Annotated in this window: 16 protein-coding genes; 13 read left to right on the forward strand and 3 right to left on the reverse strand. The window is 28.9% G+C overall.

Going from position 1 to position 17,827, the window contains the following annotated elements; all coding sequences use genetic code 11:
• Positions 1 to 15 precede the first annotated feature (15 nt).
• The 4 genes from H8S20_RS17250 to gshAB all read left to right on the forward strand — a co-directional run bounded on the left by H8S20_RS17250 (position 16) and on the right by gshAB (position 5,023).
• The gene (locus H8S20_RS17250; protein ID WP_032119321.1) at positions 16 to 732 is read left to right on the forward strand and encodes an MIP/aquaporin family protein; all 717 of its coding nucleotides are present in this window, start codon (positions 16 to 18) and stop codon (positions 730 to 732) included.
• Between the two features lie 339 nt (positions 733 to 1,071).
• Positions 1,072 to 1,362: an ArsR/SmtB family transcription factor gene (locus H8S20_RS17255; RefSeq protein WP_186860879.1), complete on the forward strand. Its 291-nt coding sequence runs from the start codon at positions 1,072 to 1,074 to the stop codon at positions 1,360 to 1,362.
• 27 nt (positions 1,363 to 1,389) lie between these two features.
• Complete coding sequence (locus H8S20_RS17260; protein ID WP_032119319.1) at positions 1,390 to 2,712, forward strand: MATE family efflux transporter; 1,323 nt, start codon at positions 1,390 to 1,392, stop codon at positions 2,710 to 2,712.
• Positions 2,702 to 5,023: a bifunctional glutamate--cysteine ligase GshA/glutathione synthetase GshB gene (gene gshAB, locus H8S20_RS17265; protein ID WP_186860880.1), complete on the forward strand. Its 2,322-nt coding sequence runs from the start codon at positions 2,702 to 2,704 to the stop codon at positions 5,021 to 5,023. Before H8S20_RS17260 ends, gshAB begins: the two co-directional genes overlap by 11 nt.
• 138 nt (positions 5,024 to 5,161) lie before the next feature.
• Here gshAB and H8S20_RS17270 read toward each other — a convergent pair whose 3' ends face one another.
• On the reverse strand, positions 5,162 to 5,899 hold the full coding sequence (locus H8S20_RS17270; RefSeq protein ID WP_186860881.1) for a helix-turn-helix domain-containing protein: 738 nt from the start codon (positions 5,897 to 5,899) through the stop codon (positions 5,162 to 5,164).
• Positions 5,900 to 6,086: 187 nt separating this feature from the next.
• On the opposite strand from H8S20_RS17270, the gene H8S20_RS17275 reads away from it, so the two are divergent.
• The 8 genes from H8S20_RS17275 (at position 6,087) to dhaM (ending at position 13,839) form a co-directional block, all read left to right on the forward strand.
• Positions 6,087 to 8,153, forward strand: a complete 2,067-nt coding sequence (locus tag H8S20_RS17275) for an NEAT domain-containing protein (protein WP_186860882.1) — start codon at positions 6,087 to 6,089, stop codon at positions 8,151 to 8,153.
• A 75-nt stretch (positions 8,154 to 8,228) separates the two neighbouring features.
• Positions 8,229 to 8,891, forward strand: coding sequence for an NEAT domain-containing protein (locus H8S20_RS17280; protein WP_186860883.1), 663 nt, complete (start codon positions 8,229 to 8,231; stop codon positions 8,889 to 8,891).
• Positions 8,892 to 8,926: 35 nt separating this feature from the next.
• The gene (isdE, locus tag H8S20_RS17285) at positions 8,927 to 9,814 is read left to right on the forward strand and encodes a heme ABC transporter substrate-binding protein IsdE (protein WP_186860884.1); all 888 of its coding nucleotides are present in this window, start codon (positions 8,927 to 8,929) and stop codon (positions 9,812 to 9,814) included.
• Positions 9,815 to 9,816: 2 nt separating this feature from the next.
• Positions 9,817 to 10,809, forward strand: coding sequence for a FecCD family ABC transporter permease (locus H8S20_RS17290; protein WP_032119314.1), 993 nt, complete (start codon positions 9,817 to 9,819; stop codon positions 10,807 to 10,809).
• A complete protein-coding gene (locus H8S20_RS17295) occupies positions 10,809 to 11,591 on the forward strand; it encodes an ABC transporter ATP-binding protein (protein ID WP_186860885.1) in 783 nt (260 codons plus the stop codon). The genes H8S20_RS17290 and H8S20_RS17295 overlap by 1 nt, the downstream gene beginning before the upstream one ends.
• A 204-nt stretch (positions 11,592 to 11,795) precedes the next feature.
• On the forward strand, positions 11,796 to 12,791 hold the full coding sequence (dhaK, locus tag H8S20_RS17300; protein WP_186860886.1) for a dihydroxyacetone kinase subunit DhaK: 996 nt from the start codon (positions 11,796 to 11,798) through the stop codon (positions 12,789 to 12,791).
• A 17-nt stretch (positions 12,792 to 12,808) separates the two neighbouring features.
• The gene (gene dhaL / locus H8S20_RS17305) at positions 12,809 to 13,450 is read left to right on the forward strand and encodes a dihydroxyacetone kinase subunit DhaL (protein WP_032119311.1); all 642 of its coding nucleotides are present in this window, start codon (positions 12,809 to 12,811) and stop codon (positions 13,448 to 13,450) included.
• A gap of 2 nt (positions 13,451 to 13,452) precedes the next feature.
• Positions 13,453 to 13,839, forward strand: a complete 387-nt coding sequence (gene dhaM / locus H8S20_RS17310; protein ID WP_186860887.1) for a dihydroxyacetone kinase phosphoryl donor subunit DhaM — start codon at positions 13,453 to 13,455, stop codon at positions 13,837 to 13,839.
• A 77-nt stretch (positions 13,840 to 13,916) separates the two neighbouring features.
• Here dhaM and H8S20_RS17315 read toward each other — a convergent pair whose 3' ends face one another.
• On the reverse strand, positions 13,917 to 14,801 hold the full coding sequence (locus H8S20_RS17315) for a hypothetical protein (protein WP_032119309.1): 885 nt from the start codon (positions 14,799 to 14,801) through the stop codon (positions 13,917 to 13,919).
• Between the two features lie 174 nt (positions 14,802 to 14,975).
• Here H8S20_RS17315 and H8S20_RS17320 point away from each other — a divergent pair, with 174 nt between their 5' ends.
• Complete coding sequence (locus H8S20_RS17320; protein ID WP_186860888.1) at positions 14,976 to 15,845, forward strand: radical SAM/SPASM domain-containing protein; 870 nt, start codon at positions 14,976 to 14,978, stop codon at positions 15,843 to 15,845.
• Positions 15,846 to 16,112: 267 nt separating this feature from the next.
• Here the strand turns inward: H8S20_RS17320 and H8S20_RS17325 are convergent.
• The coding region (locus H8S20_RS17325; protein ID WP_207725350.1) for an LTA synthase family protein at positions 16,113 to 17,827 on the reverse strand (1,715 nt) is incomplete at its 5' end.

Raw genomic sequence — 17,827 nt, forward strand, 5'->3', positions numbered from 1 at the left:
TAGGAGGAATTATTTATGAATAACTTCGTACTTGAATTACTAGGCACAATGTTTTTAGTTTTACTTGGTGATGGTGTTGTTGCGAACGTTGTACTAAAGGGAACTAAAGGTAATAACTCAGGATGGATTGTTATTACTACTGGTTGGGCAATGGCAGTTGGAGTAAATGCATTTATATTTACTGCATCTGGAGCTCATTTTAACCCAGCTTTAACTATTGGACTTGCTACTATTGGACAATTTGCTTGGGCTGATGTTCCATTATACATTGCTGCTCAAATGATAGGTGGTTTCTTAGGCGCTTGCTTAGTTTATGTTCAATACAAAGATCATTTCAATCAATCAGATCCTGATTCTCAGTTAGGTGTATTTGCAACTGGACCTGCTATAAGAAACACAGTTACTAATTTGTTATGTGAAATTATAGCTACATTCTTCTTAGTATTTGCTATATTAGGTATTGGCCAAACAGAAATGGCTCCAGGTTTAAGTGTACTAGGTGTTATAGCTATTATTTGGGTAATAGGTATCTGTTTAGGTGGTACTACAGGTTACGCTATTAACCCTGCAAGAGATTTAGCTCCTAGAATAGCTCATGCAGTTTTACCTTTAAAAGGTAAAAGAGATTCTGATTGGGGATATGCATGGATACCAGTTGTTGGGCCAATAGTTGGTGCTATAATAGCAGCACAGTTATTTAATTGGTTAGTTTGCTCAGGAATATTTAGATAGTAATAAGTTAATAATAATTTATGGGAGGCATTTAATATGCCTCCTTTTATTTAGTTGATAATTATTGTAATAGTTTGTAACATAAAATCAATACATTTAAGGGAGAAAATATTTATATTTTATAATATGAGGGTTTAAAAGGAAAAATTACAATTAATATTAAAAAATAATAGTTATTAATAAGAAGGTGATATTACAAGTATAAGTAAAACAGAGCAAATAAAAGCTAATAGATTATAATTAAAAAATAAAAAAATATTAGTTAAGCTTTGTATATTGACAATAGAAAAGATGTAAACTATATTGAATACATAGATAAGTATCTATATAGGAGGAGCTATGAAAGAGATATATGAAAAAAATGCTAAAGTATTTAAAGCTCTAAGCGATCAAAATAGGTTGAAGATTCTACATATATTATCTGATGGTGAAAGGTGTGCCTGTGAATTATTAAAGCATTTTGATTTTACACAACCTACATTATCTCATCATATGAAGGTATTAATTGAGTGTGGGTTAGTATATTCAAGAAAAGCAGGAACTTGGAATCATTATAGTTTAATAGAACAAAATACAGATGAATTAGTTAAGTTTTTAGAGGAAATAGTAGTGTTAAAAGATAGTAAGTAGATAAAAATAATTAATTATGGAGGAAAGATGAGGAAAGTTGATCTAACTAAAGGAAAAGTGCTAGTAGTACTTACTGCATTAGCAGTTCCGATAATGGGAAGTTCCTTATTACAATTTACATATAATCTTATTGATATGCTTTGGGTTGGGGGACTCGGTAGTGATGCTGTAGCAAGTATTGGATCATCAAGCTTTTTTGTTGGACTTGGATATTCAATAAATTCCTTAGTTGTTATAGGCGCTGGGATAAAGATATCGCATGCTATAGGTAGGAAAGATAATAGTAATGTAAAAGAATATATTAATACTGGAATAGCTATTAATTTTTTTATAGCAATAATATATGCTTTAATTTTAATATTTTTAGGAAAGAATTTTATAGGATTTTTAAATCTAGGTAATCCTAGAGTTGAAAGAGATTCGTATCATTACCTTGCGATAAATGGACCAATATTATTTTTTTCATTTTTCAATTTTCTTTACTCAAGGATTTTCGGAAGTTTTGGGAATAATAGTGAGGCTTTAAAGATTAACGCAGTAGGTATAATAGTAAACATAGTTTTAGATCCTATATTTATTTATACTTTGAAATTAGGGGTTATTGGAGCAGCTTTTGCTACTTTAATTGCCAATATAATAATGTATATATTATATAAGATCAAAGCTAAAGGATTATTAAAATATGATAAATCTATAAAGTTAGATTATGAAAAAGTAAAAGAAGTGGCAATATTAGGATTTCCTATGGCATTTCAGAGAATACTATTTACGGTTGTAAACATAATATTAGCAAGAATTATCGCAGTTTTTGGTACAAATGCTATAGCAGCTCAGAAAATAGGGTTACAGATTGAATCTATAACCTATATGGTTATAGGTGGATTGAATGGAGCTATAGCTAGTTTTACAGGACAAAACTTTGGAGCTAATAAATTTAAAAGAATAAGCGAAGGATATAATACTGCGTTAATAATTGGGATAGTTTATTCTTTATTGATGTCTTTAATATTTATATTATTTAAAGAGCCAATAATAAAACTATTTATAAGAGATGTAGATACAAGTTTAATAGCTTATGGATATTTACAGGCTGTAGCTTATTCACAAGTTTTTAGTACAATAGAAATGGTATCAAATGGATTGTTTACAGGGCTTGGAAAACCGAAGATACCAGCAACAATAAGTATATTGTTTACGGTGTTAAGGATTCCTATGGCGTTAATATTAATGAAGAGTTATGGGATAAATGGGATATGGTGGAGTATAGCTATATCAAGTATTTTAAAAGGAGCATCAGCTTATTTAATTTATAAGTTTAAGGTAAGCAAGGAGTATAAATATGTTAGATAAAATTAAAGATATAATGATAAATAATAAAGAAATAGGATGCTATGGTATTGAGAGGGAAGGATTGAGAGTAACTAAGGACGGAAAACTAGCGTTAACTCCACACCCAAAGGTTTTCGAAAAAAAGATATGTAATACATATATAACAACAGATTTTTCCGAAAGCCAAATAGAAGTAATTACACCAACATTCAATACAGTAGAAGAATGTTATAAGTTTACAAATGTACTTTATGATATTGTAGCTCAAGAAATTGGTGATGAATATTTATGGCCAATATCTATGCCTTGTATTTTACCAGAGGATAAAGAAATTCCTATTGCAGAATTCTGTGAGTGCCCTATTGGAATTAATGCAAGAAGATATAGAGAGCAATTAATGAAAAAGTATGGTGGAAAGAGACAATTAATATCAGGAATTCATTATAATTTTTCTTTCCAAGATGAGTTTTTAGTAGAGCTTCATAATAGTATAGGTACGTCAGAGTCATTTAGGGAATTTAAAGATAATGTTTATTTAAAGCTCGTTAGAAATTATTTAAGATATAGATGGTTAATAATTTATCTTTTATGTGGATCAAATGTTATTCATGATAGTTTTGAAAAAGAATATGTAGAAAGCTTAAATAAATTAAATGAAGATACATATTATAATGATGGTGCGTTATCCTATAGAAATAGTCAGTATGGATATAAAAATAATATAGATCTTTATCCTAACTATGATTCTGTTAATGAATATGTTGATAGTATGAATACCTTTGTTAAAGATAAAGTTTTAGAAAGTCATAAAGAACTATATAGTCAAGTGAGATTAAAGGCTGCAGATATAGATAATTTCCTAGAATCTTTAAAAAAGGACGGAATAAAGTATCTAGAATATAGAAGTCTAGATGTTAATCCATTTGAAAAAGGTGGAATAGGATTAGAAGATTTAAAATTCCTAGAGTTATTTAATATATTTTTATTAGTAAAAGAAGAAAGTAGTTATGAAACATGGCAAGAGGAAGCATTAGAAAATCAAAAACTAATTGCTGAATTTGGATTAAGTAATATTACATTAAAGAAGGATGGAAAAGGTATAACTAAGGAAGAATGGGCTTTAGAGATATTAACTTATATTAAAAATATAAATGATGAGTTAAATTTAATACCTGATACTACTATTTTAAATATGATGAAAAAAGTAGAAGATTTTAAGCTGACTTATGCTTATAGAATGCTTGAAAAAGTTAAAGAGGAAGGATTTGTAGATGCAAATTTAAACTTAGCTAAAGAGTATAAGGAAATATCATATAAAAATAGATTCAAACTTGAAGGATATGAAGATTTAGAGTTATCAACTCAAATATTAATGAAGGAAGCTATTAAGAGAGGAATAAAAGTTGAAGTTTTAGATAGAAGTGAAAACTTTATATCCTTAAAAAAATGTGATAAAAAAGAATATGTAGTTCAAGCTACCAAAACTTCAAAAGATAATTATGTAACTATTTTAATTATGGAAAATAAAGTAGTTACTAAAAAAGTTTTAGAAGACAATAATATAAAAGTACCAAAAGGTGAAGAGTATAGTTCGCTAGAAGAAGCAATTAGTAAGAGCTCTAAATTCATAGGCAAACCAATAGTTATTAAGCCAAAGTCAACAAACTTTGGTATTGGGGTAGCGATATTTACAGAAGGTGCAAGTAAAGACGATATGATAAAAGCTTTTGAAATAGCTTTTGAAAATGATAAAACTGTTTTAATTGAAGAGTTCATAAAAGGTAAAGAGTATAGATTTTTAGTAGTAGGAGATAAGGTGCTTGGAATATTACACAGAGTTCCAGCCAATGTAGTAGGAGATGGTATAAAGACTATATCTGAACTAGTTGAGATTAAAAATGAAGACCCTCTTAGAGGAAAGGGATATAAAACTCCTTTAGAAAAGATTATATTAGATAAAAATGCAGAGCTTTTCTTAAAGCAAAGAGGCATAGATTTTAACTATATTCCAAGAGTTGATGAGATAGTTTATTTAAGAGAAAATTCTAATATAAGTACAGGGGGAGATAGTATAGATTATACTGATAATATTCCTCAAAAGTTTAAAGATATAGCAGTAAAAGCTACTAAGGCAGTAAAGGCTAAAATATGTGGCGTTGATATGATGATAGATGATTATAAGGATGAAGATTCATCATATGCAATAATAGAATTAAACTTTAATCCAGCAATACATATTCACTCTTATCCATATAAAGGTGAAGAGAGAAATATTGCAGTTGAGATACTTAAATTATTAGGTCTTATTGACTTAGATGATAAACATAGATAACTATTTATTTAGAAACATATAGATAATAATTAAATTTATTAAACAAAGTAAGATAGAGAATTTAACCCCCACTAGATTATATATTTAGTGGGGCTTTTTTATTAATACAATGAATAGTTAAGTTTATTAGATTAATATTCAAGAGTTTAACAATTCATTTCTAAACTCAATAGGAGTTTTTGAAGTAATCTTTTTAAATACTTTACTGTAATAGCTTTGATTATTAAAACCAACAGAAATGGCAATATCAAGCAGGGATAAATTAGAGTTTTTTAGTAAGTCTTTGCTTTTTTCTACTTTATATTCATTTAAATAGTTAATAAATGTTGTACCAACTTCCTTTTTAAAAATACTACAAAAATAGCATTTATTAATGTTAAGTTCTGAACAAAGCTCATTTATGGATATTTCATTTGTATAGTTATTTTCAATATATTCAAGAGCCCTAGATACGCAAGGGGATTTAATTGTTATTTCATTAGTAGATTTAGTACATTGCTTACTGCTTATAATGAAATTATACATCTGTATTAAGGTAGATAGGTTATCTTCACTTATTAAAGGAACTAAACTGTTATTATAATTAATATTACCAAGTATGTAAGGACCTATAAGTATATGAGTAGGAGTATTTGAGTAATGATAAAACTGAATTGATGTGAATTGAATTTTATCATCAATATTTATAGTTATATTTCCTGGAGCAAATTCGTAATTGTTTAAATGTTCTATAGCTAAAGAGATATATTTCTTGTTATTAGATTTTATATTTTGATTACAAGAATATAAAATTTCAAAATTATTATTTAACATTAAAGTAGGAACTTTAAAAATAGTAAAAAAATCCGATAATGGATTTGTAATAGGTATAAGCATAGTTGTCCTCCGAATAAAATGATACTTTTATTTATTAACTAAATATAGTTTTAAAAAATATAAATATAGTTAAAAATTCTCTAAAAATAGTATGTTATTATTAAATGGAAGTGATAATCAGTATCAATTATGAAATAGAATTAGCAAAATGTCAAATAGTATAAATAAATTTTAGGGGGAATATACAATGTTAAGAAAAAAAATAACTGGACTTTTAGCAGTAATAATGGTGTCAACAACAGTTTTAGGGTCTCCAGGAGTAGTTGTTAAGGCTTCTACTATAAATAATATAGATGGGATATCGAAAGCATCAACTAGTGTTCCAGAAGTAACACCAGAAGTTTTAGCTAATGGAACTTATGAAATAACAAATGATGCATTTAAGGTAGGAACTACTGATAACAGCGGGATTAGAGACTATATAGATACAACATCCATTGTAACAGTAGAAGACGGAAAAATAACTGTAACTTTAAAATATACTGATTTAGAGTTAGAAACTAATACAGTAAGAACAATAAATTGTATTACTATAAATGATAAAGAAATAGCTATTAAGAGAAATGATGAAGAAGGCATAAGCTTTGAAATTGAATCAATAGATGTATTAAATTCAAGAATTACTGTTAATCTAACTTATTATAATGAATTTATACCAGAGTTTATTGCTCCAGGGGGATTACACACAGTAGACATGGAAATAGTGCATAGTGGAGAATTAGTAAAGATTGAAGAGAATGATAGTGTAAAACCAGAGACTCCACAAGTTTTAGCGAATGGAACTTACAAGATAACAAATGATACATTTAAGGTAGGAACTACTGATAACAGTGGAATTAGGGATTGCATAGATACAAATTCTATTGTAACAGTAAAAGATGACAAAATAACTGTAACTTTAAAGTATACTGATTTAGAGTTAGAAACTGATACAGTAAGAAAAATAAATTACATTACTATAAATGGCGAAGAAGTAGAGGTTAATACAAATGATGAAAAAAGTATAAGCTTTGATATTGGATCAATAGATTTATTATATTCAAGAATCACTGTTAACCTAACTTATTATAATGAATTTATACCAGAGTTTATTGCTCCAGGTGGATTACACACAGTAGATATGGAGATATTACACAATGGAGAATTAATAAAGGTTGAAGATGGTGATATAGACAATCCTATTGTGAAACCAGAAACACCTGATAATGATAATTCTGGAAATACAGGTAGCGGAGATGTTGATGGAAGTACAGGAGCAACACAAAAACCTTCAGGAGGCACAGATTCAGACTATGATGGAGAAGCTCAAACAGATAAAACTTATACAGCCAAAAATGAAATAACTTCTACTAGTGAAGCTGGTAAGGCAATGGCTAGACAGGCTTTATCTGAAGATATGAAAATAGAAAAGATAGGTGAAAAATACCGTGCAATTATAACATTTACTGACTTTGGGTTAGCGCAGATGAATGATATCATAGTGTATGTAAATGGTAAAGAAGTTGAAAGTAAATATATAAGAACAGCTTCAAGTGGTTTAAGTTTTGAATTAGGAAGCTTAGATGATTCAATAGAAATATCAGCTAAAATTAGTGCTATGAGTGGAATGAGAATTTCTTTTGGACTTAAAGTATTACAAGAAACATTAGTAGAAGTGGACAATGATGATGAAGGAATAACAGATGGAACTACTGATGATACAACAGGTGGTACAACTGAAGGAGATACACAAGGTGGACAAACTTCAGGAACATCAGAAGATACAAAAAAGGAAGAAGAACCACAAATAACTGTTGGAAAATTATATTCCATTCAAAATAACGTTACTCATACAAGTGAAACAGGAGTAGCCATGGCAAGAAAATATTTAAATGCTACTTCAAAGGTTGAAGAAATAGAAGGTCAATATTATGTTACATTAACATTTGCTGGATCAGATTTTATGCAAAATCATGTGATATATGTAAATGGTAGTGCAGTAACAGTAACAAGAACTACAAATGGAGATGAAACTAATATAAGATTTGCTGTTTCCAGCTTAACAGATGATATTAAGGTTAAAGTGTATATAGTTCCAATGTCAAGAGAGGTTGAGTTCGGAGTAGAATTATTAGTTGATACATTAACATTTATTAAAGAGTATACAGTAGAAACATTACCAAATACAGGGGCTGCGACAAGCTCTGCAGCAGTAGCAGGACTAGGATTGATTTTAACTTCGGCAGGTGCAGTTTTAATTAGAAAAAGAAAGTAAGAGATTAAAATGGTGGAGGTAAAGAAAATAGTGAGCTATTTATTTACCTCCCATTAATTATTAAGGAGAAAGATTATGAAAATATTAGATAAATTTAAAAATATATTAGTAGCTGTAATGGCTTTAGGAGTGTTTTTTACATTAGGAAATAAAACTACATTTGCAACAGAAAATGATATTGCAAGTGGTATATATGAATTAGAAAATGATGTCTATCATGAGTCGGAAACAGGTATGGCAATGTCTAGAAGCTATTTAGTACCAATAATGTCTGTTGAAGTTAGAAGAGATAGCACAGTTTATACTATTAGTTTTTCAGGAAGTGAGTATATGGAAAACTATAGAATAAAGATTAATGGTGAAGAAGTTCCAGTAGAAGTTATTGAAGATAATAATGAAGAGGGAATAGTAAGTCTTAAAGTTGAGGTTGATAAAGTGGATGCAGATATGGATGCTATTATTTATGTAGCGCCTATGGAAAGAGATGTAGAGTTTAAGGTTATTCCTAAGATGGATACTTTAACTTTAGTGGAGCCTATAGAGGAAGAGGTTATTGAAGAGGAAAATTCACTAGATTCTTCTGAATTTATAGGGGCAGAAAGTGGAGAGGTAGAAGCTGTTTCAAGAGCAACAACTGTCAGTACAGGTAAGATAATAGCTACTTTAGGAGTCGCTATAGCTATACTTGTTGTTTTAATAGGTGGAATAGTAATACTTATAAAATTTAAGAAAAGATAATAAGTTATTTAGGTAATTTAGGAAGGTTATTAATTATGAAATATAAAAATATTATGTCTTTAATTATTAGTGGGATAATGATATTTTCACTAGTTAGTTGTGGAAAAAAAGAAAATTCAAATGTTTTATTAGAAAGTAATGGTGAAGAAGTAGTGGTTGCAACTTCTGTTGCAGTTACAGAAATTTTAGATGCCTTAGGAGTAAAGGTATCAGGAGTTCCAAAAACATCATATGAATTACCTGAAAGTACAGAAGGTGCAACAGAGGTTGGAGCTCCAATGAATCCAGATTTAGAGATAATAAAATCGTTAAATCCAACAGTAGTAGTATCAGTAGATACTTTAGGAGTTGATTATATAGAGTTATTTACACAAAACAATATTCCAAGTGAGTTTGTTTCGTTAGAAAGTTTAGAAGGATTAAAGGAAGCAGTAACTACTTTGGGAGAAAGATTTAATAAAACTGAGGAAGCAACTTCATTATTAAGTGAAATAGAAAATAAAGAAAAAGAAGTAAGTGATAAAGCTAAAGGTTTAGAAGGGAAGGAAATTTTAATATTATTTGCAGCGCCTGGATCAACTATGATAGCAACATCAAAATCATATATTGGGAACTTATTGGAATTAGTTGGTGGGAAAAATATAATTGAAGATGATAGTACATCATTTGTTACTTATAATAAGGAAGATTTAGCGATGCTTAATCCAGATAAGATTTTAGTTATGGTGCATGCTCTTCCAGATGAAACAAAGGCTGCCTTAGAGAAAGAAATGGCTACTGATTCGGCTTGGCAAAGAATTAATGCTGTTAAAGAAGGGAAAGTTGTGTATCTAGACAATACATATTTTGGAATGAGTGCAAATTTAAAAGTAATTGAAGGATTAGATATGTTAAGTGATATAGTACACAACTATGGAGAATAAATATGAAAGTTTCAGATAAAAAATTTAAAATAGTATTTATAGGAGCAATATTTTTAGTGTTAATAGCAACCATATTAATATCATTAAAAGTAGGTAGTATTAATATTACTTTTGGAGAACTTATAACTGGACTATTTTCAGGACAAACAGAGGGGAATATAGGTATTATTAAAGATTTAAGAATGCCAAGAGTTATTATAGCTGTTTTAGTTGGAGCTAATTTAGCAGTATCAGGGGTTTTATTACAATCAGTAATAAGAAATCCACTAGCAGATCCTTATATAACAGGTATATCTTCAGGTGCTTGTGCAATCACAGTTTTCTTTATGGTGTTTATTCCCAATGTTACCACAATTAGACCTATTTTTGGTTTCTTAGGTGGATTAGTAGCTTGTTCAGTGGTCTATTTTATGGCGTATAAGAAAGGGTTATCACCTATAAGAATAGTACTTGCTGGAGCAGCTTGTAATGCTTTATTAGGTGGATTTTCATCTATGATTACAGTAAGTGCAGGTTTAGGTGCAAGTAATATTCAAAAATGGATGATGGGGAGCTTAGCAACTGTTAATTGGAGTAATGTTCATATTATACTTATTTATTCTGTCATAGGAATAATATCAGCTTTAGCATTAAGTAAGGTATGTAATATATTAGCTCTAGGAAGCAAAAATGCTAAAAGCTTAGGGTTTAATTCAGATGTTTATATGATTATAGTTACAGCAGTTGCAGTATTTTTAGCAAGTATTTCAACTGCTATAGCTGGAGTAGTATCTTTTGTGGGATTAGTTGTACCTCATATATGTAGAATAGTAGTAGGTTCAGACCATAAATATTTAATTCCTTGTAGTGGAGTAGTTGGAGCGCTTTTAGTATTATTTGCAGATACAGTTGGAAGAATGGCTATGAGGCCAAATGAAATACCAGTTGGAGTAGTAACATGTGTTTTTGGGGCGCCATTTTTCCTATATCTTTTAAGAAGGAGTGACTTAAAGTAATGATAAAAGCAAAGAACTTAGAGTTCTCTTATGAAAAAGATAAAAGATTTATAAACAATTTAAATGTTGAAATTGAAAAAGGTAAGATAACCACTATATTAGGACCTAACGGAAGCGGTAAATCAACGTTACTTAGCATATTTGCGGGGCTAAATAAACCTAAAAAAGGCGATATTATAATAAATGAAAAATATCTTAAGACATTAAGTCATAAATATATTGCTAAAGAAATAGCTACAGTTCATCAGCAAAATAATGTACCAAGCGATATAACAGTACAGGAACTAGTTTCATACGGAAGAATTCCACATAAGAGGTATTTCCAAGGTAATAACGATAATGATAAAGAAATAATAGAATGGGCTATTAAAAAAACAGGCCTTGAAAACTTTAAAAATAAAACTGTTATGAGTATGTCCGGTGGTGAAAGACAAAGAGCTTTTATAGCTATGGCGTTAGCTCAAAAAAGTAAAATATTATTTTTAGATGAGCCTACTACTTATTTAGATATTTATCATCAGATAGAGATTCTTGAATTAGTTAGGGAATTAAATAAATATGAGGAATTAACAGTTGTTATGGTCTTGCATGATATAAATCAAGCGATTAAATATAGCGATAATGTAATAGTGATGAAAGAGGGTAGAGTTATTAATTCAGGAAAAGCAGAAGAAGTAATAAATATGAAGTTACTTAATGACGTATATAATATTGGTGGATTTATAAGTGATGTAAAAGAAGAAACATTTTTTATACCTTTAAAATTAGAACTTAGTAGATAGAATAATTAATAAAAGATAGTTTTTTATGAAGTTGAAAGTTGCATATAAAGTAACTTTCAACTTTTTTTATTCACGTTAAACAGGGGATGTAAATGTTTAAAATTATTTAAATTAGGTATTAAGTACTAAAAAAAATAATATTATTTAATATAGCCAATAGTTAATTAGAGTGGGAAAGTAAGATGGGTAAGGAGTGTTATTATTATGAAAAAGGTTATTAATGATCCTGAATACGTTGTAGAAGAGATGTTAGAAGGTATGACATATGCATATCCTCAATATGTAAAGAAGTTAGATAATGCTAATGTGATAGTTAGAAAAGATAGTAAATTAGATAAAGTTGCTTTAGTAAGTGGTGGTGGAAGTGGACATGAGCCATCTCATGGTGGTTTTGTTGGATATGGAATGCTTGATGGAGCTGTAGCAGGAGCTGTATTTACATCACCAACACCAGATCAAGTTTATGAGGCTATTAAAGCTGTAGCAAATGATGCAGGAGTATTATTAGTAGTCAAGAATTACACTGGAGATGTTATGAATTTTGATATGGCCAAAGAAATGGCTGAAATGGAAGGTATTAAGGTTGATTCTGTAATTGTTGATGATGATGTAGCAGTTGAGAATAGTACATGGACAATAGGAAGAAGAGGAATAGCAGGTACTATATTTGTTCACAAATTAGCAGGAGCTAAAGCAGAAACAGGAGCAACACTAGAAGAAGTTAAAGCTGTAGCAGAAAAGGTAATAAATAATGTTAGAAGTATGGGAATGGCACTTACACCATGTACAGTACCAGCAGCAGGTAAGCCGAATTTTACTTTAGATGAAAATGAAATGGAAATAGGTATGGGCATTCATGGTGAGCCAGGCACACATAGGGAAGAGTTAAAAACTGCTGATGAGATTGTTACTCATTTAATGGACAAGATTTTAGCTGACATGAATTTAGCAAAAGGTGATGAAGTAGCCATTTTAGTTAATGGATTAGGTGGAACTCCATTAATGGAACAATTTATTATAAATAGAAAAGTTAATAAGATTTTAGAAGAAAAGAAGATAAATATTTATAAAACCATATTAGGTGAATATATGACTTCTATAGAAATGGCTGGTTTTTCAATTAGTTTATTAAAATTGGATGATGAATTAAAAGTTCTTTTAGATGCAAAGGCTGATACTCCTGCATTTAAACAATTTTAAGAATAGGAGTGAACATTATGGGATTAACATTAAAAGAGATACTGTATACTTTTGAGAAAATAGAAAACAAAATTGCTTACCATAAGCAGTTTTTAACTGACTTAGATGCAGCTATTGGAGATGGAGATCATGGCATAAACTTAAATAAAGGGTTTAGAGTTGCAAAAGAGAAGATTAAGGATAGAGATTTTAAAGATTGGGGCGAAATATTTAAAACAGTAGGAATGGCTATTGTATCTAGTGTTGGAGGTGCATCTGGGCCACTTTATGGAACTGCTTTTATGAAAGCTTCAATGCTAGGAAAAGGAAAAACAGAAATTACAATGGAGGATTTTAGAGATATATTAAAAGTTTCAATAGATGGAATTAAGATGAGAGGAAAAGGTGAAAAAGGTGATAAAACTATGTTGGATGCATTAATTCCAGCATATGATGAAGTTAACTATGGTATAGAAAATAATTTATCTGAATTAAATACTCTTAAGAATTCAGTTGAAGCTGCTAGAAATGGAGTTGAATATACTAAGCTTATTGCTGCTAGGAAAGGTAGAGCAAGCTATCTAGGAGATAGAAGTATAGGTCATCAAGATCCAGGGGCTACATCTTCATTAATGATATTAGAAGTTGTATTTGATACAGTAAATGAATTAAGGAGCTAATTATGGTATCACTTTTGATTGTATCTCATAGCGAGAATTTAGCAAAGGGAATAAAAGAATTAGCACAAGAAATGGCTAAGGAAGTTAAAATTGAGGCTGTAGGTGGAACTTTTGATGGAAGACTCGGAAATGATTTTAATAAGATATATACTGCTTTAGAAGATACTTATTCTGATGATGGAGTTTTAGTTTTATTTGACTTAGGAAGCTCTTATCTAACAGCAGAATTAGTGCAAGAATCTTTTGAGGTAGATGGAAGAGAGAAGATAAAAATAGTCGATGCAGCTTTAGTTGAAGGAGCTGTAATAGCAGCTATTGAAATGAGTTTAGATAAATCATTAGAAGAAATTTGTAGTAAATTAGAATCATTAAAATTAAATAAGATATAAGATTAAAAAGTACGGGAAGTTATATATTTTTATAAAACCTTCCGTACTTTTTAGAGAGTTACTAAAGTTATAATTAACTATTTTACCTCTAATTTAAGATGATTTATCCATTCATCCTTTAATATTTGGATGCTTTTCCCCGTTATATTTTCTAAGGAATTTTTAGTATCTGAACTTTTATAAATATCAATGAAGTCATTTGTTCCGATAGAATTTTCTATATATTTAACAAATGATGCTGAAAATATATAAAATATTTTTTCAGTTTCAACATCTTCATAATTAGGAAAACCATTTTCACCAAGTAAATCAAAAGCTTTCAGGCTTTCAAGTGTTCCATTATTATAAAACTGAAGAGATAGTTTATCGATATCATAGCCATTATTAGGATAAGTAGGATCACCATTAAACATATCATTTAAATATATGGCTAACCCTTCTTTTGTCCATGTAGAGCTATATTCCCATGCTATTAAGTGGATTAGTTCATGGATATATGGAGCTTTCTTTTCTTTTATATTATCTACAGATATTATTGCAGTATGTTCTATATCATTATTTTCATTATTAAATTCAGGCTCATTCATAGAGTCATTTATATTAACAAAAATTCTAGAGTTAATATAATGATCTGAATCTAACTTCATATTTAAGTATGTTTCTATTTCTATAATCCCAGTATCAACTCTTTTTGCAAATTCTCTTATCTCATCTTCGTTTAAGTAATCAGATTGAGAATAAAAGATAGCATGTTCTGTACAGTATCTTATATAGCCATCTTTATAATCATAATCAAAAGTATATAATTCCTCTAAATCAAATTTTTCTTGAACTTCGGTATCTAGAGTATCATCTTCAGCTACTATGGGGTCAGCATAGTTATTAATGCTGTAAAGAGAGTTCGAACATAGGATAATAGCGATAATAACAAAAGTTAAAATTACATATCTTTTTTTATTCATAAAATAATAACCTCCATTAAGCTATATTATTATATATTCTTTAGCTTTAATAAAAAGTATAGAGAATAGAAACTTTATTAATATATGATATAGTTAATAAAAGTGTACCATTGGATAAAGTTAATATTTTATGGTAATGTAATAATTATAGATTAAATTAATAGAGGTAGACTAATGAAAAGATTTAAAAAGGTTTATATAGAAACAACCAATATATGCAATTTAAGTTGTAACTTTTGTCCTAAAACCGAGAGAGAATTAACATTTATGGATGTAGAAAGTTTTAAGAAAATAATTGATGATGTAAAACAATATACTGATTATGTATATTTTCATCTTATGGGAGAACCATTTTTAAATAAAAACTTAGAAAAGTTTTTAGAAATTTGTGAAGAGGCAAAACTAAAGGTTAATATAACTACGAATGGTACTTTGATTAATAATGTTAAAGAAGTGTTACTTAAGTCTAAAGCATTAAGACAAGTTAATATATCTCTCCATAGCTTTGAGGCAAATGATAGTAAGATGACATTAGAAGAATATATAACTAATATAACTAACTTTATAAACGAAGCTAATAACAAGTCAAATATAATTTGTTCTATAAGATTATGGAATATGGATACAGAGGAATTAAAGGCTTGTAATAGCTTAAATAGTAATATATTAAAAACTCTTGAAGAAGAACTAAATATAGATTTTAGTTTAGGAGAAAAGCTACAAGAAAAGCCAGGAATAAAAGTAAGAAAAAATTTATATGTAAATATGGCTGAAAAGTTTGAATGGCCAAATATAAATTTAGTAAATGAAGAAGTAGAAGTATTCTGTTACGGATTAAGAGATCAGATTGGGATATTAGTTGATGGGACAGTAGTTCCTTGTTGTTTGGATAGCGAAGGAAATATTCCGTTAGGAAATATATTTAAAACTCCATTAGGAGAAATAATATCATCGAAGAGAGCCAAAGATATTTATAATGGATTTTCTAATAGAAAAGCAGTTGAAGAGCTTTGTAAGAGATGTGGATATGCGAAGAGATACTAATTGGAAAATATTGATAGAAAAGGTCGCAAGAAATGTTAGCTAACGCTAAGAGAAATATGACTTTGTCAGAGAAATGTACACTTTCAGTGTAGAGAAATATGCCTACGGCAGATATAAGATTCATGCCGTAGGCATTTATTTATCCTGGCATAAGTCAATATTTATCTCTGTCGTAGACATAGATTTCTCTTTTGCATAAGCAAAATATTTGTCTGTGACTGTAGTTACATATTTCTCTTGCCGAAGGCAACATTTCTCTTTGTGAGTCTAGCGAACAATTTGTTTATTAGAGTAGTTTTCTCCTTCAACTCTATCATAAGTTAACACATCCAATATGGTATCCCTACTATTAATACTTTGAATATTAGGAGAGTATATTGGTGTTGTTTCAATATGATTTATCATAGTTGATGAGAAATTATCTAAAGATGTTCCTAATGACTCTATAACAACATATGGAAGATAGAATGTTGATATTGTTTGGTCATTTAAATATGAAAAATCTTTGTTATAGTTATTATAAAGTATATATTTTTGATTATATAAATTTTCTGTAGTATTAGAATTAATTCCAAAGTGACTATATATATCAGATGTAGGAGTAAAGAAAGGGTAGTGATCCCCAACGAAAACTAATATTACATCTTCATCAAAATTATTTAACCATTCTAAAAATTGCTTCAAATCATCGGAAGTTTTCTTAACACCTTCAAGATAATATTCAAGTTCATTTGTATTAGCTGTAACATCTACAGTTGATTCATCGTCATAATATGGTTGATGATTCTGCATAGTAGTTGTGAATATATAACTTGGACCATTATCTTGTTTTAATTGTTTCTTTATTTTTTCAAATACTGAATAGTCATCAATATATCTTTTAAAGCGAGTACTTTCATCTTCCATATCTTCTTCAAAGAAAAGATTATCAAATCCATAGCCTCCATAAATAGAATTTCTACTATAGAAAGAACCACTAAAAGGGTGGATATAAGTTGTAGTATATCCTAAGCTTTTAAAGTAAGATGGTATAGAATTAGAAAGATTACTATCAGTTAAAAGATTATGAGGTATTGAAGGTGTATTTAAAGAATACACAGGAAGTCCAAATAATAATTCAAATTCAGTTCTTGGAGTATATCCACCAAAAGTAGGAACTACACAGTTACCAACAAAGTTTTCTTTTGCAATTTGATCAAAACTTTCATAATAATATGATAAATCAAAAGAAGATTCAAAAGTTCTAAAATCTCCAAATGATTCAGACATTATAAAAATTACATTAGGTTTTTTATAGTTATCAGATGTTGTATTTACTTCTGATAATGTATTATTTACAAGCTCTTCAGAATAGTTCTCAGGCTTACGAACTTTTGAAGTGAATTCTTTAGAGGTTGTCTGAGATAAAAATCCTATAAGACCATTAGAATCGAAACTCTCGTTTATAGCAAATATATTTGTTGATGTTTCGTTATCTAAATTAAAAGCAGCATAAATATTAGTTGAAGGCTTTGGAAGTAATATACCTAAAAGTAATATTAAAATACATACAGAACTAGTTACGAATCTTCTTTTAAATGTATAAGGAAGATTAAAGGTGTATTTTTTACATAAGACAATGTAGCCAATAATTAATATTAAGCATATTATTAAAGGCCAAGTGAAGTTCAATTTAGCAAATTTTCCTACATCCCCTATGTTTTGAGTCATAACTAAGTCACTTAAAGTTAGATGAGTTCCACTAGTTGTATATTTAAAATATTCTACTGTAGAAAGTATATATAAAGTTATGCTTAAAATACCTACTGCTATATGGCTCTTTTTTGTAAAGAAAAGTATTGCAAAAAATAGAACTGAAATTAATAATACACTATATAAAAATACTGGAAATTTATATTTAACAAAATCTGATAGTTTGCTAAAGTTTTGCATATGATTAAATTCAGTAATTAATACAATAAAAATAGGAAAAAAACAGTAAG

The organism is Clostridium hominis (genome assembly GCF_014287825.1).
Classification (GTDB): Bacteria; Bacillota; Clostridia; order Clostridiales; family Clostridiaceae; genus Clostridium; species Clostridium hominis.

Excerpts from the sequence above, each read along its gene's own strand:
- H8S20_RS17295 (WP_186860885.1), top strand. The coding sequence starts at position 10,809 with ATGATAAAAGCAAAGAACTTAGAGTTCTCTTATGAAAAAGATAAAAGA.
- H8S20_RS17315 (WP_032119309.1), bottom strand. The coding sequence starts at position 14,801 with ATGAATAAAAAAAGATATGTAATTTTAACTTTTGTTATTATCGCTATT.
- H8S20_RS17255 (WP_186860879.1), top strand. The coding sequence starts at position 1,072 with ATGAAAGAGATATATGAAAAAAATGCTAAAGTATTTAAAGCTCTAAGC.
- H8S20_RS17260 (WP_032119319.1), top strand. The coding sequence starts at position 1,390 with ATGAGGAAAGTTGATCTAACTAAAGGAAAAGTGCTAGTAGTACTTACT.
- isdE (WP_186860884.1), top strand. The coding sequence starts at position 8,927 with ATGAAATATAAAAATATTATGTCTTTAATTATTAGTGGGATAATGATA.
- H8S20_RS17280 (WP_186860883.1), top strand. The coding sequence starts at position 8,229 with ATGAAAATATTAGATAAATTTAAAAATATATTAGTAGCTGTAATGGCT.
- dhaM (WP_186860887.1), top strand. The coding sequence starts at position 13,453 with ATGGTATCACTTTTGATTGTATCTCATAGCGAGAATTTAGCAAAGGGA.
- H8S20_RS17250 (WP_032119321.1), top strand. The coding sequence starts at position 16 with ATGAATAACTTCGTACTTGAATTACTAGGCACAATGTTTTTAGTTTTA.
- dhaL (WP_032119311.1), top strand. The coding sequence starts at position 12,809 with ATGGGATTAACATTAAAAGAGATACTGTATACTTTTGAGAAAATAGAA.
- H8S20_RS17270 (WP_186860881.1), bottom strand. The coding sequence starts at position 5,899 with ATGCTTATACCTATTACAAATCCATTATCGGATTTTTTTACTATTTTT.
- H8S20_RS17275 (WP_186860882.1), top strand. The coding sequence starts at position 6,087 with ATGTTAAGAAAAAAAATAACTGGACTTTTAGCAGTAATAATGGTGTCA.
- gshAB (WP_186860880.1), top strand. The coding sequence starts at position 2,702 with ATGTTAGATAAAATTAAAGATATAATGATAAATAATAAAGAAATAGGA.
- dhaK (WP_186860886.1), top strand. The coding sequence starts at position 11,796 with ATGAAAAAGGTTATTAATGATCCTGAATACGTTGTAGAAGAGATGTTA.
- H8S20_RS17290 (WP_032119314.1), top strand. The coding sequence starts at position 9,817 with ATGAAAGTTTCAGATAAAAAATTTAAAATAGTATTTATAGGAGCAATA.
- H8S20_RS17320 (WP_186860888.1), top strand. The coding sequence starts at position 14,976 with ATGAAAAGATTTAAAAAGGTTTATATAGAAACAACCAATATATGCAAT.